The organism is Stutzerimonas sp. 21-1, assembly GCF_056336065.1.
The window spans coordinates 3,009,219-3,033,203 of sequence record NZ_CM150500.1; the positions used below are offsets into that span (position 1 = coordinate 3,009,219).

Here is a 23,985-nt window from a genome sequence, read left to right on the forward strand (position 1 = left end):
GATGGAGATTCGCGGTGATCAGGCTTCGACGACGGCGAGGATTTCGTTCTCGCTCATCACCAGCAGATCTTCGCCGTCGACCTTGACGGTGTTGCTGCCGGAGTACGGGCCGAACACCACCTTGTCACCGACCTTCACGGCCAGGGCGCGGACTTCGCCGTTGTCCAGAACGCGACCAGTGCCTACAGCGACGACTTCGCCACGGTTCGGCTTTTCGGCAGCGGAGCCCGGCAGGACGATGCCGCCTGCGGTCTTGGTTTCTTCTTCGCTGCGACGAATCACGACGCGGTCATGCAGAGGACGAAGCTTCATTGTCGATCTCTCCTAACTGAGTTGTTCCATGCCAATCCAAGTGATCGGCGGGTTGACGAATCCGGCGGTGCCGGTTGCGGCCCGCTACGCGAGCCGCAGAAGACGGACTGTCGAACACGACAGCGACCTTGCGGTGTCCGCTACATGCGGGCGTTCAAGAGCATTTCAAGGGGCGCGGATGAAATTTTCGTGGCAGGAAAACAGAACCGGCATGTCGAATGACATGCCGGAGGTGACACTCACTGATCGCGATCGCGGCGCTCCCATTCGCCTTCGATGACGTTCGGCCGTTGCGGACCGGAACGCGCCTGCAGGTCGTCGGCAAAGGCACGCTGGCGGCGCACCTGCTCCTCGATTCGCCGGTTGACCAGACGGAAGAGGAAATTGCGGCTCGGCGGAAACAGCACGATCAGCGCCAGCACGTCACTGATGAACCCCGGTAGGAACAGCAGGCCGCCGCCCAGCGCCAGCATCAGCCCCTGCAGCATCTCGCGCTCGGGCAGTTCGCCGCGCGCCAGTCGCTCCCGCGCGCGCCAGGCAGTGGCGAAGCCGGCCAGGCGCATCAACAGAACGCCGGCGATGCCGCTGAGCACCAGCAGCAGGATGGTTGCCAGCGCGCCGATGGAGCTGCCGACTTTGATCAGCACGTACAGCTCGGCCAGCGGAAACAACAGGAACAGCAGAAAGAAGATTCGCATCGATGATCCTTGGCGGAAGATAGGCTTCCAGTCACCTGTAGATGACGACGCCGCAGGCCGAATTCAACCCACACGCGACGCAGTCTGTAAGCGGATTATGCGAAAGCCTGCCTGACGCGAAGCTGAATCCGCTCAGCCTCGTGCCATCGCCACCAGCGCCTGGCGCACCGCCAGCGGTGTTTCGCAGGGTTCGGCGAACGGCAGCCAATACAGCGCCTGACCGATGCGCAGATGAAAGCCCTCGCTGTCGATACCGGCCATTCGCGCCGGCTCGGTGCCAGGCAAGCCGGCCTGGGCAACGTAGCGCGCGATGACCGGCGCATGGTCATCATTCATGTGCTCGACCATACCCCGCTCCGCTGCGCCATCGCCGGCGGCAAAGGGATTGGCCAGCGCCACACGATCCAGCCAGTGGATCGCGCCGAAGCCGCCGATGTAGCGCCAACGCACCGGTTCCAAGCGCCAGAAATCGAAATCGTGCACCCGATGGTAATCGTGCGACTCGGGGAAATAACGGTAATAGCGCTGCGCGGCCGCCTCGATATCCGCCGCCTCGCTCAGCTGACGTGCTTCGGCCAGCAGCGTAAGGCGACCGGCGGCCTGCACATCGGCAGCGGCGCGCTCACCGACCAGCAGCGAGCAGCGCCCGTCGGCCTTGAGATTGCGCGTGTGCTGGGCGATCCGACTGATCAGGATCAGCGGCCAGCCTTCGGCGTCCAGGCAGTACGGCACCACCGAGCCGAACGGAAAACCCGGCATGGCCTGGGAGTGGGTGGAGAGCACACCGCGATATTCCTTGAGCAGAAGTTGTCGGGCATGCTTGGCGGCTTCAGCGCTCACAGGGGCTCCTCACAGGGCTGATTCGACAGGGCGTTCAGCATAACGGTTTCCCCCGCGAGCGGGGTTCTCGCAGCGAGACAACAAGAAGGAGATGGGCATGCAGCTACAAGACAAGGTCATCATCATTACCGGCGGCGGCCAGGGTCTAGGCCGGGCGATGGCCGAGCATCTGGCCGGCAAGGGCGCGCGTCTGGCGCTGGTGGATCTCAACCCGGAACGCCTGGCCGAAGCCGTGGCCGCCTGCAAGGCCGCCGGTGGCGATGCCCGCGCCTACCTGTGCAACGTCGCCGACGAGGCGCAGGTCAGCGAGATGGTTACCCAGGTGGCCACGGACTTCGGCGGCCTGCACGGGCTGGTGAACAACGCCGGCATCCTGCGCGATGGCCTGCTGCTCAAGGTCAAGGACGGCGAGATCAGCAAGATGAGCCTGGCGCAGTGGCAGGCAGTAATCGACGTCAACCTGACCGGCGTCTTCCTCTGCACCCGCGAAGTCGCGGCGAAGATGGTCGAGCTGCAGAGCCAGGGCGCAATCGTCAACATCTCCTCGATCTCCCGTGCCGGCAACATGGGCCAGACCAACTACTCCGCGGCCAAGGCCGGCGTGGCCTCGGCCACCGTGGTGTGGGCCAAGGAGCTGGCGCGCTACGGCATCCGCGTCGCCGGCGTGGCACCGGGCTTCATCGAGACCGAGATGGTCGCCAGCATGAAACCAGAGGCGCTGGAGAAGATGACCGCCGGCATTCCGCTCCGGCGCATGGGCAAGCCCGCCGAGATCGCCCATTCGGTGGCTTATATCTTCGAGAACGACTACTACACCGGGCGCATCCTCGAGCTGGATGGCGGTCTGCGCCTGTGAGTCAGACGCAGCCTATATACGAAGAAGGGCAGCCCGTGGGCTGCCCTTCTTTTTCGGCACGTTCAGCGCGCGTTACCAGCCGACGCCGAAGCCGATGCTGTAGCGGGTTTCGTCGAGGCTTTCCTCGGCGCCGCTGATGATGTCCTTCTCGGCCTTCATATTCAGCGAGGCCCAGTCGGTCACCTTGTAGCGCAGCCCCACCTCGGCATCCAGCGCGTAATCGGCGACGTTTTCCAGCGGCTTGCCCAGCTCGCCACTGCTGAACAGCTCGAACGTCCTGCCCACCAGATAACGGTTGTAGTCCCACTTCAGCGCGGCGAGGTAGAAGTCCTCCTCCGAGCCGTCGGCGAACTCGTAGTCGCTGCGGTTAATCAGCGCGGCCAGCGAGAACGCGCCCAGGTCGTTGTCCCAGAACTGGTAACCCGGACCGGTACCGATGGTGCGCTGGCGCCGCACGTCCTCGATCTGGTCGCGCTTGTAATTCAGCCGCCCCTGCCAGAACCAGTGCTCGTCGATGAAGCGGTCGAGCGCGTATTCCGCGTCCCAGTTGTCGGTCACGGTGACGCCGTCGCGGTACTCGCGGTTGTAGCTGGCCGCGCCGTTGTGCCGCCAGAGACCGTGGCGCGCCTTGGTATCGAAAGACACGTCGTAGTCATCGGTATCGGTTTCGGCGCGCTTGTAGTCCATCGCCACGTCGACGTTGCCCTTCCAGGTGAAGTCCTGGATCAGCGGCTTGGGATGGATGATCTGCGAGATGCTGGCCAGCTCGACGGTACGTGGCTCGCCGCCGTTGACCAGCGTGACCTTTCCAGGCTCGGACGCCTGCAGCGACTTCGCCACCTCGCCAACCGTATCGCCCTGTTTGACGAGCAGTTTCTGATCGCTTTCCAGCGTGGCGATCTGGTTCCACTTGAGCGGGATGGAACCGCCGTAGCTGGTCTCGATCAGCAGCTTGCCGCCATCGAGCACGCTGATCTTGCCGGTCAGGCGATCACCGTTTTTCAGCCAGACGGTATCGGCCAGGGTGGGCAGCGCGAAAGCGCAAAGGGAGAGGCAAAGCAGGGGTCGAAAAAACATAGAAGTGAGCAAATCTGGTCATAAACGGTTGAAAGGCTGGCATTATCCTTATGCTTCTTGCTCCAGCAACCACAGACCGCCGAACGGGAATCCGGTTCATTTCCAACACGACGGCCTGCCACCCGAGGAAGCGTCACATGCACGAGCCTTCGCCCCTGCTACCGCCCGGCGCCGATGCCGAGGCACGCCGCGCCGCCGTCTATCTGGTGATGGCGCAGATTCCGCCGGGCAAGGTGATCAGTTACGGCGAACTGGCCGCCATCGCCGGCCTCGGCCGCGCCGCACGCTGGGTCGGCCGGCTGATGGCGCAACTGCCGGATGACACGCGCCTGCCATGGCACCGGGTCATCGCCGCCGGTGGCCGCCTCAGTCTGCCGGCCGGCAGTCCCGCCGGGCACGAGCAGCGCATGCGCCTGCGCGCCGAGGGCCTGACCATCCGCAACGACCGCGTGGACATGCGTCGCCACGGCTGGCATTCGACGGAGCACAGCGGTTAGAGTGCGCGCTCCGTCCAGCCGCCACAGATTGTCGATGTATGTCCCGTGAAACCTGGCGCGATGCCCTCGCCGCCTATGCCAGCCCCGCCAGCCTGGCCCTGCTGCTGCTGGGGTTCGCCGCGGGACTGCCCGCCGTGCTGGTGTTCTCCACACTCTCGGTGTGGTTGCGCGAAGCGGGCGTGTCACGGGAAACCATCGGTTTCGCCAGCTGGATCAGCCTGGCCTACGCCTTCAAGTGGGTCTGGTCGCCGATGCTCGACCAATGGCGCCTGCCGTGGATCGGCGCCCTCGGGCGGCGACGCTCGTGGCTGGTGCTCTCGCAAGCGCTGATCGCCCTCGGCCTGGTCGGCATGGCGCTGTGCAATCCGCAGCACAACCTGACCCTGCTGATCGCCCTGGCGGTACTGGTAGCGTTTTCTTCCGCCACCCAGGACATCGCCATCGACGCCTACCGTCTGGAAATCGCCGAGGACAAGCTGCAGGCGACCCTGGCGGCCAGCTACATGACCGGTTACCGCATCGCCATGCTGCTGGCCAGCGCCGGTGCCCTGTTCCTCGCCGAGTGGCTGGGCTCGAGCAATCTGGATTACAACCAGGCGGCATGGAGCTTCACCTATCTCGCCTTCGCGTTGCTGATCCTGCCCGGTCTGGTCACCAGCCTGGTGATCCGCGAACCGGATGCTGGCACACCGCTGCCCAACGAACCGGCGCGCTACACCTTCAACCACCAGCTCGCCGCCGTCGGCCTGCTGCTGGTGCTGCTGATTTCCGTACCCGCGATGATCAACGCGCTGATCGCCCAGGCCTGGCCACGCGCGACGCTCTATGCGCTGTTCATCCTCGGTTCGATCTCGCCGGTAGGCCGCTCGCTGCTGATCCCGGTGCGCCACATCCTCCATCAGGCCGGACAGAAGCAACGCCCGCCGCGCTTCGATTTCGCCCACCAGGCGGTTTCGGTGATCGTGCTGATCATCCTGATGGTCTCGACCACCGGCATGTTCCAGTCGTACTGGGGCGGCTACTGGCCGCGCGGCACCATGTATCTGCTGATCTGCTGGGGCTGTCTGTCGGCACGCGGGCGCATCCTGATGGGGCCGGTCCTGACGCCGATCACCGACTTCATCCTGCGCTATCGCTGGCAGGCGCTACTGCTGCTCGGACTGATCGCCACCTACCGGATGTCGGACACCGTGATGGGCGTGATGGCCAACGTGTTCTACATCGACCAGGGCTTCTCAAAGGACCAGATCGCCAGCGTCAGCAAGCTGTTCGGACTGATCATGACCCTGCTCGGCGCGGCATTCGGCGGGCTGCTGATCGTGCGCTTCAGCATCCTGCCGATCCTCTTCATCGGCGGCGTCGCCTCGGCGGCGACCAACCTGATGTTCATGGCGCTGGTGCAGATGGGCGCCAATCTGAACATGCTGATCGTCACCATTTCCTGCGACAACTTCAGCGGTGGACTGGCCTCGACGGCGTTCGTCGCCTACCTGTCGAGCCTGACAAACCTGAAGTTCTCCGCCACCCAGTACGCGCTACTCAGCTCGCTGATGCTGCTGCTGCCGCGCCTGCTCGGCGGCTATTCGGGGGTGATGGTCGAACACCTGGGCTACAGCGACTTCTTCCTCGTCACCGCCCTGCTCGGTGTGCCGACGCTGGTGCTGATCGTCTGGCAATGGCGCCGGGGGCTGCGGCAACCCGAAGACCCCGGCCAAGAGGCCACTTCCCGGCCCTGAGCCTCCGTCAGCCCTGCACCAGATGCACCACCCGCTGCGGGAATGGAATGCCGACACCCGCGGCCATCAGCCGCTCCTTGGCCAGCTCCATGAAGTCGGCGGTCACCGCACCGACATCGGCGGTCGCCGCCCACACACGCAGCACCAGCGTCACGGCGTTGTCGCCCAGCGCAGTGACCACCACCACCGGCTCGGGATCGCGCAGCACGCGTGAGTCCTCGGCGATCTCCAGCAGGATGCGACGCGCCAGCTTGATATCGCTGCTGTAGTCGATGCCGACGCTGATCTCCGCACGGCGCCGCGGCTCGCGGGAAAAGTTGGTGATATGGCCGTTGGACAGGCTGCCGTTGGGCACCACCACGGTCTTGTTGTCGCCGGTCTTGAGCACGGTGTGGAAGATCTGGATGGAGTGGACGGTGCCGCTCACCCCCTGCGCCTCGATCCACTCGCCGACACGGAACGGCCGGAACAACAGGATCAGCACGCCACCGGCGAAATTCGCCAGACTGCCCTGCAGCGCCAGGCCGATCGCCAGACCGGCGGCACCGATGGCGGCAATGAACGACGTGGTTTCCACCCCGATCATCGAGGCGACGCTGACCAGCAGCAGCACCTTGAACACGATCCCCGCCAGGCTGCCGATGAAGCCATGCAGCGTCGGGTCGACCTGACGCCGACGCAGCAATGCGCCGACCCGTGCCGTCAGCGTATTGATCAGCCACCAGCCGATCAGCAGCGTGATCAGCGCCAGCAGCACCTTGCTGCCGTATTGCAGCACGACCGGAAGCCACGCCTCGGACAGCCCGACCAGATAATCCACACTCATGTCCATCGGACAGACTCCTCAAAAAACGGCGCCCGGAACTGGCCGGGCGCGGAAAACGAAACAGGCGTGTCGGCGCGCCGGATCAGTCGCGGAAGTTGTTGAACTGCAGTGGCATGCCGAAATCCTTGGCGCGCAGGTGAGCGATGGCCTCCTGCAGGTCGTCGCGCTTCTTGCCGGTGACACGCACCTGCTCGCCCTGGATCGCCGCCTGCACCTTCAGCTTGGCGTCCTTGATGTGCGCGACGATCTTCTTCGCCAGCTCCTTGTCGATGCCTTCGCGCAGTGCGATTTCCTGCTTGACGACCTTGCCGGACGGATACGGATCCTTGTATTCCAAGCACTGGATGTCGATCTTGCGCTTGACCAGGCTCAACTTGAGGATCTCGATCATCTGCTCCAATTGGAAGTCGGCGTCGGCCGTCAGCTGCACGGTCAGCTCCTTCTGCTCGAACGTTCCTTTGCCGCGCAGATCGTAACGACGATCCAGCTCCTTGATCGCGTTATCGATCGCGTTGGTGACTTCGTGCTTGTCCAGTTCGGACACCACGTCGAACGAGGGCATGGGGCTTCCTCCAGAAATAGATAGCGCGACGGTCACGGACCGACCCGCGCCTGGCTTGACGGTAAAAAAAGCGCCGTCATTATAACCGTTCGACGTGATACCGCCCGGTACCCCGGCAAAGCGTGACAGGACGTCCACCCTCTCCATTGATTGAGCTTGCCCATGCCCAACCCCTCCCTCGGGATTCTGGTCGTCGACGACGCCAAGTTCTCCAGCGTCATGATCGGCCGTGCGCTCAGTAAGGCTGGTTACACCGATATCCGCTTCGCCAGCAGCGCGGACGATGCACTCGCGCTGATGGCCGAACGCCCGACCAACGTGCTGCTGGCCGACTGGCTGATGCCGCAAACCGACGGGCTGCAGCTCACCGCCGCGGTGCGCCAGCAGGATGCCGCCAGCGGCCACTACACCTACATCATCCTGCTCACCGGGCGCGAAGGTGACGATGTGCTCGGCCAGGCGTTCGACCACGGCGTCGATGATTTCATCAGCAAGGCCGCGATGCATGACCAGCTGTTGCCCCGGGTGCGCGCGGCCGAGCGCCTGTGCGGCTCGCTGCAACGGCTCAAGCAGGAGAACCGCCGCCTCGCCGATAACGTCGCCAGCCTGGAAGAGAACAGCCTGGTCGACCCGCTCACCGGTCTGGGCAATACCCGTCACCTGCTGCAGCGCCTCGATGCCAGCCTGCGGCAGATGGCGAACCGCGACACGGCGCTGTGCTACCTGCATGTCGGCCTGCCCGAGATGCCAGCGCTGCACGAGCGCTACGGCGAGGCCTTTCAGGTGGAACTGCTGCGGGCGGTGGCCGCGCGCCTGCGCCAGCTGGTGCGCCCGCTGGATGTGCTGGTGCGCATCGATGAGCAGCACTTCGGCGTGCTGGCGCTGGTAGACGATATCGAGAGCTGCTCGCCGGGCAGCTTCAAGCGTCTGCACGAGGGGCTCAACCTCAAGCCGTTCAAGAGCAGCGAAGGCTTCATTTCGCTCAAGGCCGGCATCGGCCTGCTGACGCTGGACGCCCGCGGTCTGCCGCTCGAAGCGCCGGCCCTGCTGGAGCGCGCCGGCGCGCTGCTGCCCAGCGCCTACAGCACCGGGCGCATCGTCCCGCTGCGCCTGCGCCAGCCGGCCTGATATGACTACCTGGCACGTCCTCGGCGCAGGCAGCCTCGGCAGTCTGTGGGCCGCGCGTCTGGCCCGCGCGGGCGCGCCGGCACGGCTGATCCTGCGCAACCCTGAACGCCTGGCGGCGTACCAGGCTGCCGGCGGCCTGCGCCTGAGCGAAGGCGGCGAGGCCCAGCGGCTGGCGATTCCGGCCGAACTGGCCGCCGCGACGACGCCAATCACCCGCCTGCTGGTGGCCTGCAAGGCGTACGACGCCGAAGCCGCGGTCGCCGGCGTAGCGGCGCGCCTGGCACCGCGCTGCGACATCCTGCTGCTGCAGAACGGCCTCGGCAGCCAGCAGGCCGTCGCCCGGCGCTGGCCGCAGGCGCGCTGCATCTTCGTCTCCAGCACCGAAGGCGCCTATCGCCAGGGTGACTTCGACGTGGTGTTCGCCGGCCAGGGACAGAACTGGCTGGGCGATCCGCAGGACCCCACGCCGCCGGACTGGCTGGCGACGCTGAGTGCGGCGGGAATCGCTCACCAGTGGAGCGAGGACATCCTGGCGCGCCTGTGGCGCAAGCTGGCACTGAACTGCGCGATCAATCCGCTGACAGTGCTGTACGACTGCCGCAACGGCGCGCTGCTGGCCCATCGCGCGCAGGTGCTGGCGCTGTGCGACGAACTCGCCGTGCTGCTGCGCGCCTGCGGCCAGCCCGAGGCTGCCACGGGCCTGGCGGACGAGGTGCTGCGCGTGATCGAAGCGACCGCCGCCAACTATTCGTCGATGCACCAAGACGTGGCGCGCGGCCAGCGCACCGAGATCGCTTACCTGCTCGGCCATGCCTGCGCCAGTGCCGCCCGGCTCGGCCTGCAGCTACCGGCGCTCGCCGCCGTGCAGCAGCGCCTGCATGCCGAACTGCTGCGCCGCGGATTGCCCGTCGACTGAGGCACCGCTACCCTGCGCAGGTCCTTCACGTCATCCGTGGCCGCCATGACCCTGCGCCAGCGCCTCGAAAACCTGCCGGTCGGCCGCAAGCTGCTGATCGCCCTGCTCGTCCTGCTCGCCGCCGTGCTGCTGGTGTCCAACCTCACCTTCATCAGCGCCGCTTACTGGATATCGCGCCAGAGCGTGGCGCCGCAGGCCATGCACACCATCGGCGAGCTGTTCGCCAGCGAGGCGCTGAGCACGCAGGTGCTGGCCTCCACCGACGCAGCCGATGCAGCACTGCGGCGGCTCGACGGCTACTCACCCCTGCGTGCCGCGGTGATCTACGACGCCTCCGGCAACCAATTGGCGCAGCTGCAGCGCGGTGAGCGCCTGCGGCTGCCGGAGCGGCTCGATGATGTCGCGGCCTGGCGCGCCGGGGAAATCCGCGCCAGCCTGCTGGTCGAGCTGCCGCAACCCGACGAGCGTCCCGGCCACCTGCTGCTGGTCGCCAGCAGTGAGCTGCCCGGCGCCTTCTACACCGGCACCCTGACCGCCAGCGTCGCCATCCTGCTGGCCAGCCTGCTGCTGTGGCTGCTGGTGGCGCGGCAGATTCGCCTGCTGATTACCCGGCCGATCCGCGAGCTGGAGGCGCTGTCGCGCCAGGTCACGCGTGACGAGGACTACTCGCTGCGCGCGCTGCCGAAGAACCAGGACGAGATCGGCCGCCTGGCCGACGCCTTCAACACCATGCTGTCGCGCATGCAGGCACGCGAGCAGCAGCTCAAACGCGCCCGCGACGATGCGCAGGATGCCTTCGATCAGGCCCGCGACCTGGCCGAGGAAACCCGCACCTCCAATCGCCGGCTGGAGCTGGAGGTGCAGGTGCGCAGCAAGATCGAGAAGAAGCTCACCGGCTTCCAGAACTACCTCAACAGCATCATCGACTCGATGCCCTCGGCGCTCATCGCGCTGGATGAGCAGCTGTACGTCACGCAGTGGAATCAGGAGGCCAGCGTGCTGTCCGGCACGCCGCTGGACGAGGCACTGAACCAGCCGGTGTTCATCGCCTTCGAGCCGCTCAAGCCGTTCCTCGCGCAGATCCGCCACACCTCCGAGCGCCAGCAGGTGCAGAAGATCGAGCGCGTCACCTGGCGCCGCAACGACGAGCTGCGCCACTACGCGCTGACCTTCTACCCGTTGATGGGCGGTGGCGGCCGCGGTGTGGTGATCCGCATCGACGACATCACCCAGCGCATCAACATGGAAGAAATGATGGTGCAGTCCGAGAAGATGCTCTCGGTCGGCGGACTGGCGGCCGGCATGGCTCACGAAATCAACAACCCGCTGGGCGCCATCCTGCACAACGCCCAGAACATCCGCCGGCGGCTGTCCGCGGACCTGGAGCGCAATCGCGAAGCCGCCGCCGAAACCGGCGTCAGCCTCGAAGCGGTCAACCTCTACCTACTGAAGCGCGAGGTGCCGCAGCTGCTCGACGGCATCCAGCAGGCCGGCTCGCGTGCGGCGAAGATCGTCAGCCACATGCTCAACTTCAGCCGCATGAGCAACCGCCAGCTGGCCGACTGCCAGTTGCCGCTGCTGATCGACCAGGCGCTGGAGATCGCCGGCAATGACTTCGCCCTGGTCGAAGGCTTCGATTTCAAGTCGATCGAGATCGTCCGCGACTTCGATCCGCAGGTCGACCGCGTACCGTGCATCGGCAACGAGCTGGAGCAGGTGCTGCTCAATCTGCTGAAGAACGCCGCCCAGGCGATCCACCAGCACGGCGGCGCGGAGCCCGGACGCATCATCCTGCGCACCCGGCTCAATCCGCCGTGGGCGGAAATCCAGGTCGAGGACAACGGCGGCGGCATTCCGGAAGCGGTGCGCAAGCGCATCTTCGAGCCGTTCTTCACCACCAAGGAGGTCGGTCAGGGAACCGGCCTGGGTCTTTCCGTTTCGTATTTCATCATCACCAACAATCACCAGGGGCAGATGGAGGTGCAGTGCCAGCCCGGCTACGGCAGCACCTTCACCCTGCGCCTGCCACTGGCGACGCCGGTCGAACCGGCGAATGCCTGACGCAAGGAAATCCCGCATGGGCAATCGTTTGTCAAAAATCTACACCCGTACCGGCGATGCCGGCGAAACCGGCCTGGGCGATGGCCGCCGCGTGCCCAAGAGCCACCCACGCGTAGAGGCGATGGGCGAGGTCGATTCGCTCAACAGCCAGCTCGGCCTGCTGCTTGCCGAGCTGGCCGATGCGCAGGCGCAATGGCCAGCGCTGGCCGAGCTGACGGCGGTGCTCGCGCCCTGCCAGCACCGCCTGTTCGACCTCGGCGGCGAGCTGGCGATGCCGGACTACCAGGCCCTCGGGACTGCGGAAATCACCCGTCTGGAGGCGGCCATCGACCGCTGGAACGAAGAACTCGGCCCGCTGAAGGACTTCATCCTGCCCGGCGGCTCGCGGCTGATCGCCCAGGCGCACCTGTGCCGCAGCATGGCGCGCACCGCCGAGCGGCGCTGCCAGCAGCTGAATGCCGACGAACCCCTGCGCGGCGAGCTGCTGGGCTATCTCAATCGGCTGTCCGATCTGCTGTTCGTCGCCGCGCGCCTGATCGCGCGGCGCCAGGGTTGCGCCGAGGTGCTCTGGCAGGCTGCCGAGGCACCGCGTGGCTGAACGGCCGCTCGACCCGCGCGTGCGCACCCGCGAGGGTCTGCACGCCGCGTGGGAGGCGTTCATCGTCCTGCTGGTCTGCGTGAACCTCGCGCTGCTGCTGTTCGACAGCCTGTTCCTTCTGCAACCGATCAACGAGGCGCTGGCGCGCTGGCTGCCGCAGCTGCACGAACGCTACGAACAGCACATCCATCGCAACCTGCAGTACATCGATCTAGGCTTCGTCAGCCTGTTCATCCTCGACGTGCTGCTCGGCTGGACCGTGGCGCTGTTCGAGCGGCGCTATGCGCGCTGGTACTACTACCCGTTCGCCCACTGGTACGACGTGCTTGGCTGCATTCCGCTGGCCGGCCTGCGCTGGCTGCGGGTGCTGCGCATCGGCGCACTGCTGGTGCGTCTGCAGCGTCTGGGGCTGATCGACATGCGCGGCTGGGCGGTGTACGGCGTGCTCAATCGCTACTACGTGCTGCTGATCGAGGAGCTGGCCGACCGGGTGATGCTCCGGCTGTTCGGCCGCCTGCAGCAGGAGATCGGCGCCAGCGACGACCTGGCCCGCCGGCTGATCGACGAAGTGGTGCGACCGCGCAAGCAGCGCCTGCTGGACGATCTGGCGCGGCGCCTGCAAGCCATGCTGGAGGTCGGCTATCGGGACAATCGCGGCGCCATCGAGGGTTACCTGAACGGCCTGCTGCACCAGGCACTCACCGACAATCCGCAGATGCATAAGCTGCGCCGGCTGCCGCTCGGCGGTCATATGGCCGACAGCCTCGATCAGGCCCTGCGCGACATCGTCGCCCGCCTGCTGCAGGGCGCCGTCGACGGCCTGCGCGGCCCGCAGTTCCAGGCGCTGGCGCAGAATCTCGCCGACGAATTCTTCGAGGCCTGGCTGTACCAGGACGAGCACACCGATCTGGCGCTGGAAGAGGTGCTGGTGGACATCATCGAAGTGCTCAAGCAGCAGGTGCTGGACCGCCGCTGGAGCCGCTTCGTCGGCCCACCGCCACCGCCCACGCCGCCGCAGTGAACCGGCGCCCGGTCAGGCGCCATCCACCGGACGGAAGCCGGCATGGGCGCGTTCGTCGAGGCGCGCGCCGATGACCATCTCAGTCGCCCAGTCGACCAGGATCGAGGTGTAGGCCTCCTGGCAGCGCTCGCTGCTCAGCGCGTGATCGGCGCCATCGATGATGCGATGGGTCAGCGAATGGGTGCGCTGGAACGCGGCGCGGTAGCTCATGATCGTCTCGTGCGGCACATAGCTGTCGTCTTCCGACTCGACGATCAGCACGTCACCGCGGAACGCCGCGCAGGCGGCCAGCGCGCGGTTCTCCTCGGCCAGCACATGACGGCGGCGCAGACGGTTGAGCGTGTCGCGATCCAGCTGCCGCTTGGGCATGTCCCAATCGTCGTCGCAGTACAGCGCCGGCACCCGCAGCGCCAGCCATTTCACCGGCCGCAGTGCGGTAAGGATCGCCGCGAGGTATCCACCGTAACTGGTGCCGACCACGGCGATGGCGGCCGGATCGATATGGGGATGCGCCGCCAGCAGATCGTAGGCGGCCAGCAGGTCACGCAGGTTCTGCTCACGGGTCACGGTCTGCTGCTGCGCCGCCGTCTGCGCATGCCCGCGCAGGTCGAACGACAGGCAGATGCAGCCGAGCCCGGCGATCCCCCGTGCCCGCGTCAGATCGCGCTGCTGGCTACCGCCCCAGCCGTGCACGAACAGCACGCCAGGCATCTTTTCCGGCGGTGTCAGGAACGTACCGGCGATATGTTCGTCATCGACGAGGATGTCGACCGTCTCGCTATGGGTTGCCATAGTCCTCCACCATCACGTATTTGGTTATGAAGCCCACTTCCGCATCGTCGCCGCGAAACAGCACGGTCGCGCCCTCGGGCGGAACCTGCTGTTCGCCGTAAAGCTCCACCGACGAGGCGCGCACCACGGCGACCGCGTCGTCCTCGCGAAAACGCTGCAGCGCAGCGACTTCGGCGCCGCTCGCACCGCCGATCCGCCAGGACTGCTCCAGCACCCCGGAGCGCGGCTGGCCGCGTCCGTCGACGCCCTGCGCAATGTCGTAATTGCGCCGTGAGGCGAAGAAACCCCGGTAGCAAGCGGCGGCCGCAGCGTCGTAGACCTGCGCCTGGCGAACCGCCAGGCGGGTGGCCTCGGCCAGGTCCAATGCCAGCAACGCATCGAAGTCGCCACGCACCACCACCAGGTCCGATCCGCCGTAGACCTCCTCGCCGCCGTTGTCGGCGGTCAGGCGTTGCGTGCCGTAGTAACTGGCCAGCTGACCGCCGACCCGCACCTGACCGACGCTGAAGGTGGTCACCTGCTCCAGATGGCCTTCCAGCACCAGACCGAATTCCGTCAGCTCGCGCTCGTCAAGCGCCGCCAGCGCCTTTTCGAGCGCCTCGAGATCGTCGATGCGCTGCTGGCCGCGCCCGCCGGTGGCGCGCACCGGCTTGATGCGCAGCGCGCCTTCGTGCAGCAGGCGGCGGCCCGCATCGTGCGCATCCTCCAGGCTGAACACGCTGTAGCCGGACAGCACGCTGTCCCTGACCCGTGCACCGAACTCGCGCGACCAGCCCAACGGTGCCGCCGCCTCAGGGCGCACCAGCGGATGAGTGATGGCCTTGGTTTCGACGAACGCGTGCGGCACCACACCGCCGAACAGATCGTTTTCTGCGGCGAGACCGAGCTCCTGCGCCTCGCGCTGGCCGGTCACCGTGCCGGACGGCACCAGATAGGGCTGGGTTTCGTGACGTCGGGACGGCTCGTACTCGCCGCCATAGTTCAGCCCCAGCAAGCCGGCCAGCCGCTCGGCCAGAGCGGCATGGACGCGGCGCTCGTGCTCGGGCTCGCGTGCGCGGTTGGCGTAGGTCATCACGACCCGGCGCGGGTTCGGTGTATCGGCATTGATCATTTCGTGGACAGCTCCTGGACTGCTCGGGCAGGTATGCAACGCCGGCGATGCATCCGCGCTGCCAAGCAGCGCCGGCCGGCTGTTGGGAAGTAGACCCTGGCTCGAACGCAACGATCCGTCCCGGGCAACATCCGTCACGGTGCCCGCGCGCTTCCGCGCGCATAAAAAAAGGGAGCCGGCGGGCTCCCTTCTTCGTTGCGCGCTAGGCCAATCAGGCCGGCGCGGAGGTGCGGATCAGGTGATCGAAGGCGCTCAGCGAGGCCTTGGCGCCTTCACCGACGGCGATCACGATCTGCTTGTACGGCACTGTGGTCACGTCGCCGGCGGCGAACACGCCGGGGATGCTGGTTTGGCCCTTGGCGTCGACGATGATCTCGCCGAAGCGCGACAGCTCCAGGGTGCCCTTGAGCCATTCGCTGTTGGGCAGCAGGCCGATCTGCACGAAGATGCCTTCCAGCTCGACCTCGTGCACCTCTTCGCTGGCGCGGTCCTTGTAGACCAGGCCGGTGACCTTCTGGCCATCGCCCTTGACCTCGGTGGTCTGCGCCATCTTCAGCACGCGGACGTTGGGCAGGCTGTTGAGCTTGCGCTGCAGCACGGCGTCGGCGCGCAGTTCCTCGCCGAACTCGAGCAGGGTCACGTGAGCGACGATGCCGGCCAAGTCGATGGCCGCCTCGACGCCGGAGTTGCCGCCGCCGATCACGGCCACGCGCTTGCCCTTGAACAGCGGGCCGTCGCAGTGCGGGCAGTAGGCCACGCCGCGGCCACGGTATTGCTGCTCGCCGGGCACGTTCATTTCACGCCAGCGCGCGCCGGTGGCGAGGATCAGGGTCTTGGCCTTGAGCTCGCCGCCATTCTCGAACTGCACGCGGTGCAGCCCATCGTCACCGGCCGGAATCAGCTGGCTGGCGCGCTGCAGGTTCATGATGTCGACGTCGTACTCGCGCACGTGCTCTTCCAGCGCGCGGGCCAGTTTCGGGCCTTCGGTTTCCTTCACCGAGATGAAGTTCTCGATGGCCATAGTGTCCAGCACCTGGCCGCCGAAGCGCTCGGCCGCGACACCGGTGCGGATGCCCTTGCGCGCGGCGTAGATGGCCGCTGCGGCACCAGCCGGGCCACCGCCGACCACCAGCACATCGAAGGCGTCCTTGGCCTTGAGCTTCTCGGCATCACGCGCGCCGGCGCCGGTGTCGAGCTTGGCGAGGATCTCTTCCTCGTTCATGCGGCCCTGGGTGAACAGTTCGCCGTTGAGGTAGATGCTCGGCACGGACATGATCTGCCGGGCTTCGACCTCGTCCTGGAACAGTGCGCCGTCGATGGCGACGTGCTTGATGTTCGGGTTGAGCACGGCCATCAGGTTCAGCGCCTGGACCACGTCCGGGCAGTTCTGGCAGGACAGCGAGAAGTAGGTTTCGAAGTGGTAGTCGCCGTCCAGCGCCTTGATCTGCTCGATCACCTCCGGCGCGGTCTTCGACGGGTGGCCGCCGACCTGCAGCAGGGCCAGCACCAGCGAGGTGAACTCGTGGCCCATGGGGATGCCGGCGAAGCGCAGGCTGATGCTGCCGCCGATGCGGTTGAGCGAGAACGACGGCTTGCGCGCATCGTCGCCGTCGGTCTTGAGGGTGATCTTGTCGCTGAGGCTGACGATGTCCTGCAGCAGGCTCAGCAGTTCCTGGGATTTCTCGCCGTCATCGAGGGACGCGACGATCTCGAAGGGCTGGGTGACCTTCTCCAGGTAGGCTTTTAACTGGGTCTTGAGATTGGTGTCCAACATGAGCAGCGGTACCCCGTTCGGAATTCAGGAAATAAAACGCCCGGACGGTTCGCGTCCAGGCGTTGGGTTGGCGAGGGCCGGATTACGGCCTCGCCAGCACGCAAGGCAGATCGGCGATATGCCTTAGATCTTGCCGACCAGGTCCAGCGACGGAGCCAGGGTCTTCTCGCCTTCCTTCCACTTGGCCGGGCAGACTTCGCCCGGGTGAGCGGCGGTGTACTGAGCGGCCTTCAGCTTGCGCAGGGTCTCGCCGACGTCACGCGCGATCTCGTTGGAGTGAATTTCCAGGGTCTTGATGACGCCTTCCGGGTTGATGATGAAGGTGCCGCGCAGCGCCAGACCTTCCTCGGCGATGTGAACATCGAACGCGTTGGTCAGCTGGTGAGTCGGGTCGCCGATCAGCGGGAACTGCGCCTTGCCAACCGCCGGGGAAGTCTCGTGCCATACCTTGTGCGAGAAGTGGGTGTCGGTGGTGACGATGTACACCTCGGCACCGGCCTTCTGGAACTCGGCGTAGTTGTTGGCAGCGTCTTCGATCTCGGTCGGGCAGTTGAAGGTGAAGGCAGCCGGCATGAAGATCAGCACGGACCACTTGCCCTTGAGGGATTCTTCGGTGACTTCGATGAACTTGCCGTTGTGGAAAGCGTTGACCTTGAACGGCTGGACTTGGGTGTTGATCAGAGACATCTGCTCACTCCTTTGGGGGGTTCAGAAAACTTAACGGGGCCTACGATAGCGCAACCAGCCGCATACGGTTAATTGATTAAGGGAATAAACCGAATAGCCTTTACCTATCACCGCAGCTCAGCCGCAGTCACAATTGCATGCTACATCCGCAAAGACCGGCGATCCGTTCAGGGGTTCAGTCAGGCCAGAACGCCCGGATTCCCGCGATCCCCTGCGCACCGGCATGCAGCGCACGAGTCAGGTCGCCATGTCCGAGCCCACCCAGCAGGTAGGCCGGCTGGTTGAAGCCTAGCAGCAACTCGCTGGCCCGTGGCCAGCCCAATGGGGCCACGTCGGGGTGCGTTGCGGTGGCCTGCACCGGCGAAAGGGTCACGAAATCGACGCCGGCTGCCGTGGCCAGCGCCAGCTCCGCCGCATCGTGACAGGATGCCGCCAACCAGCGCTCCGGCGGCAACGGCCGGCCCTGGGCGGCCATGCGCCGCAGCTGCGCCGACTTCAGATGCCAGCCGGCCGCCGGAAAATCCACGGCCCACTCCAGCGGCCCCTTGAGCATCAGTTGCGCGCGGCCGGCACAGAGCGCCAGCACGTCGATCGCCAGCGCCCGGTACGCCGCATCCGACAGGCCAGGCGCACGCAGCTGGAGCAGGTGGATACCGGTATCCAGCGCCGCGGCGATGCCGTCCAGCAGCTGGCGCGGCGAGCGGTTTTCCGGGGTGATCAGGTAGTGGTGCGGTAAGCGCGCCGCGGCGATGATCGGCTGGTTGGCGGCCGGAAACGCGTACTCGGGCAGCGCCGCGGGGGCGACCCAGGCCAGCGGCTGGCCCTCGGCACCATGCGGCTCGCCGGCGAAGGCCAGCACTTCCCAGACATCCAGCAGCACCTGCTTGTCAGGATAATCGTGACGTACCTGAATCAGTGGGCGCGCGGTCGTGACCTCGATGCCCAGCTCTTCCTGCAGTTCGCGCGCCAGCGCCGCCTCGACGGTTTCGCCCGCCTCGACCTTGCCACCGGGAAATTCCCACAGGCCGCCCTGATGCTTTTCCAGCGGGCGCTTGGCGATCAGGACACGATGGTCGGCGGATCGAATGACCGCCGCCGCGACATGGATTCGATGCATGTGAGTTCCAGAACCGCAGCCCAGGCCAGCAGGCCCGGCTGCGGCGTGCTACGCGGTCAGGTGCGGTATTCGGCGTTGATCTTCACGTACTCGTGCGACAGATCGGTGGTCCAGATGGTCTCGCTGCAGTCACCACGGCCCAGCTCGATGCGGATGGTGATCTCTTCGCGCGCCATCACCGCCGCGCCCTGCTCCTCGGTGTAGCTGGGCGAACGACCGCCCTGGCTGGCGATGCAGACTTCGCCGAGATAGACGTCGATCAGGCTGACATCCAGATTCGGCACGCCGGCATAGCCGACGGCGGCGAGGATACGGCCCCAGTTGGGGTCGGAAGCGAACAGCGCGGTCTTGATCAGCGGCGAATGGGCCACGGCGTAGGCCACATCCAGGCATTCCTGATGGTTGGCGCCGCCGTTGACCTGCACGGTGACGAACTTGGTCGCGCCTTCACCGTCACGCACGATGGCCTGGGCGACTTCCATGAACACTTCGCACACCGCCTGCTTGAGCTTGGCGAACAGCTCGCCGGAGGCCGAGGTGATCTCCGGCAGCTTGGCCTGGCCGGTGGCGATCAGCATGCAGCAGTCGTTGGTGGAGGTGTCGCCATCGATGGTGATGCGGTTGAACGACTTGTTCGCCGCATCGCGCACCAGATCCTGCAGCACCTCGCGCGCCACCTTAGCGTCGGTGGCGATGTAGCCGAGCATGGTCGCCATGTTCGGACGGATCATGCCGGCACCCTTGGAGATGCCGGTCACGGTGACGGTCACGCCGTCATGCTGGAACTGGCGGCTGGCACCCTTGGGCAGGGTATCGGTGGTCATGATGCCGGTGGCGGCCTCGGCCCAGTGGTTCTCGGCCAGATCGTCCAGCGCAGCCTGCAGGGCGCCCTCGATCTTGGCCACCGGCAGCGGTTCGCCGATCACCCCGGTGGAGAATGGCAGCACGGCCGTCTCGTCGACGCCGGTCAGCGCTGCCAGCGCGGCGCAGGTACGGCGGGCATTGGCCAGGCCATCGGCGCCGGTGCCGGCGTTGGCGTTGCCGGTGTTGGTCAGCAGGTAGCGCACCTCGCCCGCCATGCGCTCGCGGGTGACCAGCACCGGAGCTGCACAGAACGCATTGGTGGTAGTCACGCCGGCGACGCGCGAGCCTTCGGCGCAGCGCATTACCACGACATCCTTGCGCCCCGGACGCTTGATGCCGGCCGACGCGATGCCGAGTTCGAAACCGGGAACCGGATGCAGAGTAGGTAGGGGACCAAGACCGACCGCCATGAGCGCGCTCCTTCAGACATAGATGGCCCGCAGGCCGAAAAACAGGGAGAAAAACGCCGCGAGCGGCAAAACCGGTCGCGGCGCGGGTTCACAGAGGAAGGGACCGCTTACTGGACCTGCCCGTGGCAATGCTTGTATTTCTTGCCCGAGCCGCACGGGCAGAGCTCGTTGCGACCGATCTTGGGCTCGGTGCGCACCGGCATCGGCGCGATTTCCGCCACATGCTCGCCCTGTTCGGGCTCTTCTGGCTGCTGCAGGGCGGACACTTCCTCGTGCTTGAACTGCATGCGCTGCGCCATCTCCTCGGCCTCGCGACGCAGGCGCGCCTCCTCCTCGGCAGGGTCCTCACGGCGCACTTGCACATGCGAGAGCACACGGATGCTGTCCCGCTTGATGGACTCGAGCAGGTCCTGGAACAACGCAAAGGACTCGCGCTTGTACTCCTGCTTGGGGTTCTTCTGCGCGTAGCCGCGCAGGTGGATACCGTGGCGCAGGTGATCCATCGTCGACAGGTGGTCCTTCCACAGATCATCCAGCACGCGCAGCACGATCTGCTTCTCGAACGTGCGCAGCGCGTCGGCACCGGCAAGCTCTTCCTTCTCGCGGTAGGCCTCGACCAGCATCTGGGAGATGCGCTCACGCAGGGTTTCCTCGTAGAGCTTGTCGTCTTCGTCGAGCCACTGCTGCACCGGCAGACGCAGGCCGAAATCGCTGTACAGCACCGCTTCCAGACCGGCGATGTCCCACTGCTCGGGCAGCGATTGCGGCGGAATGTGCTGGCTGATGGCGGCATTCAGCGCTTCGTCGCGGAACTCGCTGATGGTCTCGCCAATCTCCTCGGCGGCCAGCAGGCTGTTGCGCATGTGGTAGATCACCTTGCGCTGCTCGTTGGCCACGTCGTCGAACTCGAGCAGCTGCTTGCGGATGTCGAAGTTGCGGCCTTCGACCTTGCGCTGCGCCTTTTCGATCGCATTGGTAACCATGCGATGCTCGATCGCCTCGCCCGCTTCCATGCCCAGCGCCTTCATGAAGTTCTTCACCCGATCGGAGGCGAAGATGCGCATCAGGTTGTCTTCCAGCGACAGGTAGAAGCGGCTGGAGCCCGGATCGCCCTGGCGACCGGCACGACCGCGCAGCTGGTTGTCGATACGACGCGACTCGTGACGCTCGGAGGCGATCACGTGCAGGCCACCTGACTCGATCACCTGCTGGTGACGCTTCTGCCACTCGGCCTTGAGCTGCGCTACCTGTTCGTCAGTGGGGTTCTCCAGCTTGGCGACTTCCACTTCCCAGTTGCCGCCCAGGAGGATGTCGGTCCCGCGACCAGCCATGTTGGTGGCGATGGTCACCGCACCCGGACGACCGGCTTGGGCGATGATCTCCGCTTCCTTCTCGTGGTACTTGGCGTTGAGCACCTGGTGCTCGATGCCTTCCTTGATCAGCAGCTGGGAAACGTATTCCGAACTCTCGATGGTCGCGGTGCCGACCAGCACCGGACGCCCCTGCCCCTGGCATTCTTTGATGTCGGCGATGATCGCGGCGAACTTCTCTTCCTGGGTCAGGTAGACCAGGTCGTTGAAATCCTTGCGCGCCAGCGGCTTGTTGGTCGGAATGACCATGACCGGCAGGCCGTAGATCTGCATGAACTCGAACGCCTCGGTGTCGGCGGTACCGGTCATGCCGGACAGCTTCTTGTACAGGCGGAAGTAGTTCTGGAACGTGGTCGAGGCCAGGGTTTGGCTCTCGGGCTGAATCTGCAGGCCTTCCTTCGCCTCGATAGCCTGGTGCAGGCCCTCGGAGAGGCGACGCCCCGGCATGGTGCGACCGGTGTGCTCGTCGATCAGCAGCACCTGATTGTTCTGCACGATGTACTCGACGTTGCGATGGAACAGCTTGTGCGCGCGCAGGCCGGCATAGACGTGGGTCAGCAGGCTCAGGTTATGCGCCGAATACAGGCTCTCGCCTTCGGCCAGCAAGCCTGCCTGGGTCAGCATTTCCTCGATGAATTGATGCCCCTGCTCGTTCAGCTCGACCTGACGAGTCTTCTCGTCGATGCTGAAGTGGCCCTCCTGGGTGACGACGCCCTCTTCCTCCTCGATGTGCTGAGTGAGGCGCGGAATCAGCGTGTTGATCTGCTGGTAGAGCTTGGAGCTGTCTTCGGATTGGCCGGAGATGATCAGCGGCGTGCGCGCCTCGTCGATGAGGATCGAGTCGACTTCGTCGATGACCGCGAAGTTGAGTTCGCGCTGATTCTTCTCCTGCATGCTGAACGCCATGTTGTCGCGCAGGTAATCGAAGCCGAATTCGTTGTTGGTGCCGTAGGTGATGTCGGCGGCGTAGGCGGCGCGCTTCTCCTCCGGCGGCTGGAACGGCGTGACGATGCCGACCGAGAGACCGAGGAACTCGTACAGCGGACGCATCCAGTTGGCGTCGCGGCGGGCCAGGTAGTCGTTCACCGTGACCACGTGCACGCCCTTGCCGGCCAGTGCATTGAGGTACACCGCCAGGGTCGCCACCAGCGTCTTGCCTTCACCGGTGCGCATCTCGGCGATCTTGCCTTCGTGCAACGTCATGCCGCCGATCAGCTGGACATCGAAGTGACGCATGCCCATCACCCGCTTGCCGGCCTCGCGGCAGACGGCGAAGGCCTCCGGCAGAATCTGATCGAGGGTCTCGCCTTTCTCGAGACGGGCCTTGAACTCTTCGGTCTTGGCGCGCAGTTGCTCGTCGGTGAGCGACAGCATCTGTTCTTCGAGTGCATTGACGGCCTGCACCGCCTTGAGCATGCGTTTGACTTCACGCTCGTTCTTGCTTCCAAAGAGTTTCTTCAATAAAGGCGCAAACATACGACAGGGACTTCCATGCTGAGGATGGAGGCACGACCGTGGGTGACCCCGCCAGCGTGCAAAGCGGCCATTCTACTCGGAAACGTCTATGAGGAAAGCAGCACGACTGCGCAGCCCGGAGGACCGGCAACGCGCGATTTTCCAGCGTTCGCACCGACACAACGGCGGCCGCGCGACCGGCCGGCTACAGGCATCTGCTACCATTAACGCCCCATCTTTCAGGCAACCGCCATGGCCTCTCGTCCGCTGCCCGCACGCGCCACCGGCGCATTGCTCCGCGAAGCGAAACCGCTGCGCGCGCTGTTCGGCGAGGCGCGGCGCATTGATCGCCTGCAGCACCTGCTGGAAAGCCAGCTACAGCCGGCCGCCCGCGAGCACTGCCGCGTGGCGTCGTGGCGCGAAGGCTGCCTGCTGTTGATCGTGACTGACGGTCACTGGGCCACGCGCCTGCGTTATCAGCAACGTCGTCTGCTGCGCCAGCTGCAAGCTATCGAGGAGTTCGCCGGCCTCGAGCGCATCCACTTCAAGGTGCAGCCGCCGCCCCCGGCGCGTCACCAGCCGCCTCGCACGACGCCGTTGTCGGCCTGTGCGGCCGACAATATTCACGCAACCGCCGAAGGCATTCGCGATCCGCGGCTGCGCGCCGCGCTGGAGCGCCTGGCCAGCCGCAGCAAACCCGACTGAACCGCAGCCGGCGCGGCAGCAACCAGGCGGGCGAGCGAATACTCTCGGAGGGGCGAAGCGAATGCTTCGGCCACTGCCTTCAGGAGCGAAATTCCATGTTGATCGGCGCCCTACTCATCCTCACCTGGCTGGTGCTGCTGGTGCGTTATCCGCTGCGGGCGGTGCCGATCTCGCTCGGCGCGCTGCTGATGCTGGGACTGGTAGCTGGTTGGGTGCTGTGGCAAGAGCATCGTGAGCGACAGCTGCTCGGCAGGCTCGAACTGCACCTGAGCTACGCACCCGGGCCATGCCCAGCCGCGCAGCCGCTGCGCGTCACCCTGCGCAATAACAGCAGACGCGCGCTGCGCGGCCTGCGCTGGGATGTGACGGCGCACGTGCCCGGCACCCGCACCAACCTGGTACAGAACGCCTACGACGCCCCCATCTATCAGGGCCCTGGTGATCTTCAGAGTGGAGCGCAGTGGCAATCCTGCCTGCCGCTGCCGCCGCTGCGTGCAGGCTATCGCGCCAGCACGCTGGAGTTCCAAGCCGAGAACCTGCGCGGCCGCTTCGGGGATGATTGAACACGCGCC

General features: G+C 65.7%; 23 protein-coding genes. 10 read left to right on the forward strand and 13 right to left on the reverse strand.

Annotated elements, in window-relative coordinates:
* Positions 1-18 precede the first annotated feature (18 nt).
* From AC0ZJQ_RS14635 to AC0ZJQ_RS14645, 3 genes are all read right to left on the reverse strand, one after another.
* Complete coding sequence (locus tag AC0ZJQ_RS14635; protein ID WP_003294630.1) at positions 19-312, reverse strand: co-chaperone GroES; 294 nt, start codon at positions 310-312, stop codon at positions 19-21.
* A 239-nt stretch (positions 313-551) separates the two neighbouring features.
* The gene (locus AC0ZJQ_RS14640) at positions 552-1,010 is read right to left on the reverse strand and encodes an FxsA family protein (RefSeq protein WP_043297515.1); all 459 of its coding nucleotides are present in this window, start codon (positions 1,008-1,010) and stop codon (positions 552-554) included.
* A 132-nt stretch (positions 1,011-1,142) separates the two neighbouring features.
* A complete protein-coding gene (locus tag AC0ZJQ_RS14645) occupies positions 1,143-1,850 on the reverse strand; it encodes a HugZ family pyridoxamine 5'-phosphate oxidase (protein ID WP_314019649.1) in 708 nt (235 codons plus the stop codon).
* Between the two features lie 97 nt (positions 1,851-1,947).
* On the opposite strand from AC0ZJQ_RS14645, the gene AC0ZJQ_RS14650 reads away from it, so the two are divergent.
* Positions 1,948-2,706 carry an SDR family oxidoreductase gene (locus AC0ZJQ_RS14650; protein ID WP_043297513.1) on the forward strand — a complete coding sequence of 253 codons (759 nt, stop codon included), beginning with the start codon at positions 1,948-1,950 and terminating at the stop codon, positions 2,704-2,706.
* A 72-nt stretch (positions 2,707-2,778) separates the two neighbouring features.
* Here the strand turns inward: AC0ZJQ_RS14650 and AC0ZJQ_RS14655 are convergent, their stop codons facing one another.
* Positions 2,779-3,783, reverse strand: coding sequence for a DUF481 domain-containing protein (locus tag AC0ZJQ_RS14655; RefSeq protein WP_476476845.1), 1,005 nt, complete (start codon positions 3,781-3,783; stop codon positions 2,779-2,781).
* A gap of 137 nt (positions 3,784-3,920) precedes the next feature.
* Between AC0ZJQ_RS14655 and AC0ZJQ_RS14660 the strand changes: the two genes are divergently transcribed.
* Together AC0ZJQ_RS14660 and AC0ZJQ_RS14665 are read left to right on the forward strand one after the other, a co-directional pair.
* Complete coding sequence (locus AC0ZJQ_RS14660; protein ID WP_008567734.1) at positions 3,921-4,280, forward strand: MGMT family protein; 360 nt, start codon at positions 3,921-3,923, stop codon at positions 4,278-4,280.
* A gap of 38 nt (positions 4,281-4,318) precedes the next feature.
* On the forward strand, positions 4,319-6,016 hold the full coding sequence (locus tag AC0ZJQ_RS14665) for an AmpG family muropeptide MFS transporter (RefSeq protein WP_102828719.1): 1,698 nt from the start codon (positions 4,319-4,321) through the stop codon (positions 6,014-6,016).
* Positions 6,017-6,023: 7 nt separating this feature from the next.
* Here AC0ZJQ_RS14665 and AC0ZJQ_RS14670 read toward each other — a convergent pair whose 3' ends face one another.
* Positions 6,024-6,848, reverse strand: coding sequence for a mechanosensitive ion channel family protein (locus AC0ZJQ_RS14670; protein WP_008567736.1), 825 nt, complete (start codon positions 6,846-6,848; stop codon positions 6,024-6,026).
* Positions 6,849-6,924: 76 nt separating this feature from the next.
* Positions 6,925-7,404: a YajQ family cyclic di-GMP-binding protein gene (locus AC0ZJQ_RS14675; protein WP_102828717.1), complete on the reverse strand. Its 480-nt coding sequence runs from the start codon at positions 7,402-7,404 to the stop codon at positions 6,925-6,927.
* Positions 7,405-7,566: 162 nt separating this feature from the next.
* Between AC0ZJQ_RS14675 and AC0ZJQ_RS14680 the strand changes: the two genes are divergently transcribed.
* Genes AC0ZJQ_RS14680 through AC0ZJQ_RS14700 form a run of 5 tightly spaced genes read left to right on the forward strand, consistent with a single transcriptional unit; the run spans position 7,567 to position 13,128 of the window.
* Positions 7,567-8,532 carry a response regulator gene (locus tag AC0ZJQ_RS14680; protein ID WP_008567738.1) on the forward strand — a complete coding sequence of 322 codons (966 nt, stop codon included), beginning with the start codon at positions 7,567-7,569 and terminating at the stop codon, positions 8,530-8,532.
* A gap of 1 nt (position 8,533) precedes the next feature.
* Positions 8,534-9,448 carry a putative 2-dehydropantoate 2-reductase gene (locus tag AC0ZJQ_RS14685; RefSeq protein ID WP_476476846.1) on the forward strand — a complete coding sequence of 305 codons (915 nt, stop codon included), beginning with the start codon at positions 8,534-8,536 and terminating at the stop codon, positions 9,446-9,448.
* Between the two features lie 45 nt (positions 9,449-9,493).
* Positions 9,494-11,509, forward strand: coding sequence for an ATP-binding protein (locus AC0ZJQ_RS14690; RefSeq protein WP_314019652.1), 2,016 nt, complete (start codon positions 9,494-9,496; stop codon positions 11,507-11,509).
* Positions 11,510-11,525: 16 nt separating this feature from the next.
* Complete coding sequence (locus AC0ZJQ_RS14695; protein ID WP_167138010.1) at positions 11,526-12,107, forward strand: cob(I)yrinic acid a,c-diamide adenosyltransferase; 582 nt, start codon at positions 11,526-11,528, stop codon at positions 12,105-12,107.
* Entirely contained in the window at positions 12,100-13,128 is a 1,029-nt protein-coding gene (locus AC0ZJQ_RS14700) for an ion transporter (protein WP_008567742.1), read from the forward strand. Before AC0ZJQ_RS14695 ends, AC0ZJQ_RS14700 begins: the two co-directional genes overlap by 8 nt.
* Positions 13,129-13,140: 12 nt before the next feature.
* Here the strand turns inward: AC0ZJQ_RS14700 and AC0ZJQ_RS14705 are convergent, their stop codons facing one another.
* The 7 genes from AC0ZJQ_RS14705 to secA all read right to left on the reverse strand — a co-directional run bounded on the left by AC0ZJQ_RS14705 (position 13,141) and on the right by secA (position 22,729).
* Positions 13,141-13,920 (reverse strand): alpha/beta hydrolase family protein, encoded by a 780-nt coding sequence (locus AC0ZJQ_RS14705; protein ID WP_008567028.1) that lies wholly within the window; start codon positions 13,918-13,920, stop codon positions 13,141-13,143.
* Entirely contained in the window at positions 13,907-15,031 is a 1,125-nt protein-coding gene (locus AC0ZJQ_RS14710) for a DUF3182 family protein (RefSeq protein ID WP_476476847.1), read from the reverse strand. The genes AC0ZJQ_RS14705 and AC0ZJQ_RS14710 overlap by 14 nt, the downstream gene beginning before the upstream one ends.
* Before the next feature lie 211 nt (positions 15,032-15,242).
* On the reverse strand, positions 15,243-16,805 hold the full coding sequence (ahpF, locus tag AC0ZJQ_RS14715) for an alkyl hydroperoxide reductase subunit F (RefSeq protein ID WP_476476848.1): 1,563 nt from the start codon (positions 16,803-16,805) through the stop codon (positions 15,243-15,245).
* Between the two features lie 123 nt (positions 16,806-16,928).
* The gene (gene ahpC, locus AC0ZJQ_RS14720; RefSeq protein ID WP_003288553.1) at positions 16,929-17,492 is read right to left on the reverse strand and encodes an alkyl hydroperoxide reductase subunit C; all 564 of its coding nucleotides are present in this window, start codon (positions 17,490-17,492) and stop codon (positions 16,929-16,931) included.
* 175 nt (positions 17,493-17,667) lie between these two features.
* Entirely contained in the window at positions 17,668-18,609 is a 942-nt protein-coding gene (locus AC0ZJQ_RS14725; RefSeq protein WP_476476849.1) for a Nudix family hydrolase, read from the reverse strand.
* Between the two features lie 56 nt (positions 18,610-18,665).
* Positions 18,666-19,883, reverse strand: coding sequence for a bifunctional glutamate N-acetyltransferase/amino-acid acetyltransferase ArgJ (gene argJ, locus AC0ZJQ_RS14730; RefSeq protein ID WP_102828710.1), 1,218 nt, complete (start codon positions 19,881-19,883; stop codon positions 18,666-18,668).
* Positions 19,884-19,990: 107 nt separating this feature from the next.
* Complete coding sequence (secA, locus tag AC0ZJQ_RS14735; protein WP_476476850.1) at positions 19,991-22,729, reverse strand: preprotein translocase subunit SecA; 2,739 nt, start codon at positions 22,727-22,729, stop codon at positions 19,991-19,993.
* A 231-nt stretch (positions 22,730-22,960) separates the two neighbouring features.
* On the opposite strand from secA, the gene AC0ZJQ_RS14740 reads away from it, so the two are divergent.
* Positions 22,961-23,413 (forward strand): DciA family protein, encoded by a 453-nt coding sequence (locus AC0ZJQ_RS14740; RefSeq protein ID WP_213661738.1) that lies wholly within the window; start codon positions 22,961-22,963, stop codon positions 23,411-23,413.
* Between the two features lie 95 nt (positions 23,414-23,508).
* Positions 23,509-23,976: a multidrug transporter gene (locus AC0ZJQ_RS14745; RefSeq protein WP_237265073.1), complete on the forward strand. Its 468-nt coding sequence runs from the start codon at positions 23,509-23,511 to the stop codon at positions 23,974-23,976.
* Positions 23,977-23,985 lie beyond the last annotated feature (9 nt).

Excerpts from the sequence above, each read along its gene's own strand:
- AC0ZJQ_RS14710 (WP_476476847.1), bottom strand. The coding sequence starts at position 15,031 with ATGATCAATGCCGATACACCGAACCCGCGCCGGGTCGTGATGACCTAC.
- AC0ZJQ_RS14665 (WP_102828719.1), top strand. The coding sequence starts at position 4,319 with ATGTCCCGTGAAACCTGGCGCGATGCCCTCGCCGCCTATGCCAGCCCC.
- AC0ZJQ_RS14680 (WP_008567738.1), top strand. The coding sequence starts at position 7,567 with ATGCCCAACCCCTCCCTCGGGATTCTGGTCGTCGACGACGCCAAGTTC.
- AC0ZJQ_RS14740 (WP_213661738.1), top strand. The coding sequence starts at position 22,961 with ATGGCCTCTCGTCCGCTGCCCGCACGCGCCACCGGCGCATTGCTCCGC.
- argJ (WP_102828710.1), bottom strand. The coding sequence starts at position 19,883 with ATGGCGGTCGGTCTTGGTCCCCTACCTACTCTGCATCCGGTTCCCGGT.
- AC0ZJQ_RS14675 (WP_102828717.1), bottom strand. The coding sequence starts at position 7,404 with ATGCCCTCGTTCGACGTGGTGTCCGAACTGGACAAGCACGAAGTCACC.
- AC0ZJQ_RS14690 (WP_314019652.1), top strand. The coding sequence starts at position 9,494 with ATGACCCTGCGCCAGCGCCTCGAAAACCTGCCGGTCGGCCGCAAGCTG.
- AC0ZJQ_RS14725 (WP_476476849.1), bottom strand. The coding sequence starts at position 18,609 with ATGCATCGAATCCATGTCGCGGCGGCGGTCATTCGATCCGCCGACCAT.
- AC0ZJQ_RS14635 (WP_003294630.1), bottom strand. The coding sequence starts at position 312 with ATGAAGCTTCGTCCTCTGCATGACCGCGTCGTGATTCGTCGCAGCGAA.
- ahpC (WP_003288553.1), bottom strand. The coding sequence starts at position 17,492 with ATGTCTCTGATCAACACCCAAGTCCAGCCGTTCAAGGTCAACGCTTTC.
- secA (WP_476476850.1), bottom strand. The coding sequence starts at position 22,729 with ATGTTTGCGCCTTTATTGAAGAAACTCTTTGGAAGCAAGAACGAGCGT.
- ahpF (WP_476476848.1), bottom strand. The coding sequence starts at position 16,805 with ATGTTGGACACCAATCTCAAGACCCAGTTAAAAGCCTACCTGGAGAAG.
- AC0ZJQ_RS14745 (WP_237265073.1), top strand. The coding sequence starts at position 23,509 with ATGTTGATCGGCGCCCTACTCATCCTCACCTGGCTGGTGCTGCTGGTG.
- AC0ZJQ_RS14695 (WP_167138010.1), top strand. The coding sequence starts at position 11,526 with ATGGGCAATCGTTTGTCAAAAATCTACACCCGTACCGGCGATGCCGGC.
- AC0ZJQ_RS14705 (WP_008567028.1), bottom strand. The coding sequence starts at position 13,920 with ATGGCAACCCATAGCGAGACGGTCGACATCCTCGTCGATGACGAACAT.
- AC0ZJQ_RS14655 (WP_476476845.1), bottom strand. The coding sequence starts at position 3,783 with ATGTTTTTTCGACCCCTGCTTTGCCTCTCCCTTTGCGCTTTCGCGCTG.
- AC0ZJQ_RS14650 (WP_043297513.1), top strand. The coding sequence starts at position 1,948 with ATGCAGCTACAAGACAAGGTCATCATCATTACCGGCGGCGGCCAGGGT.
- AC0ZJQ_RS14670 (WP_008567736.1), bottom strand. The coding sequence starts at position 6,848 with ATGGACATGAGTGTGGATTATCTGGTCGGGCTGTCCGAGGCGTGGCTT.
- AC0ZJQ_RS14660 (WP_008567734.1), top strand. The coding sequence starts at position 3,921 with ATGCACGAGCCTTCGCCCCTGCTACCGCCCGGCGCCGATGCCGAGGCA.
- AC0ZJQ_RS14685 (WP_476476846.1), top strand. The coding sequence starts at position 8,534 with ATGACTACCTGGCACGTCCTCGGCGCAGGCAGCCTCGGCAGTCTGTGG.
- AC0ZJQ_RS14640 (WP_043297515.1), bottom strand. The coding sequence starts at position 1,010 with ATGCGAATCTTCTTTCTGCTGTTCCTGTTGTTTCCGCTGGCCGAGCTG.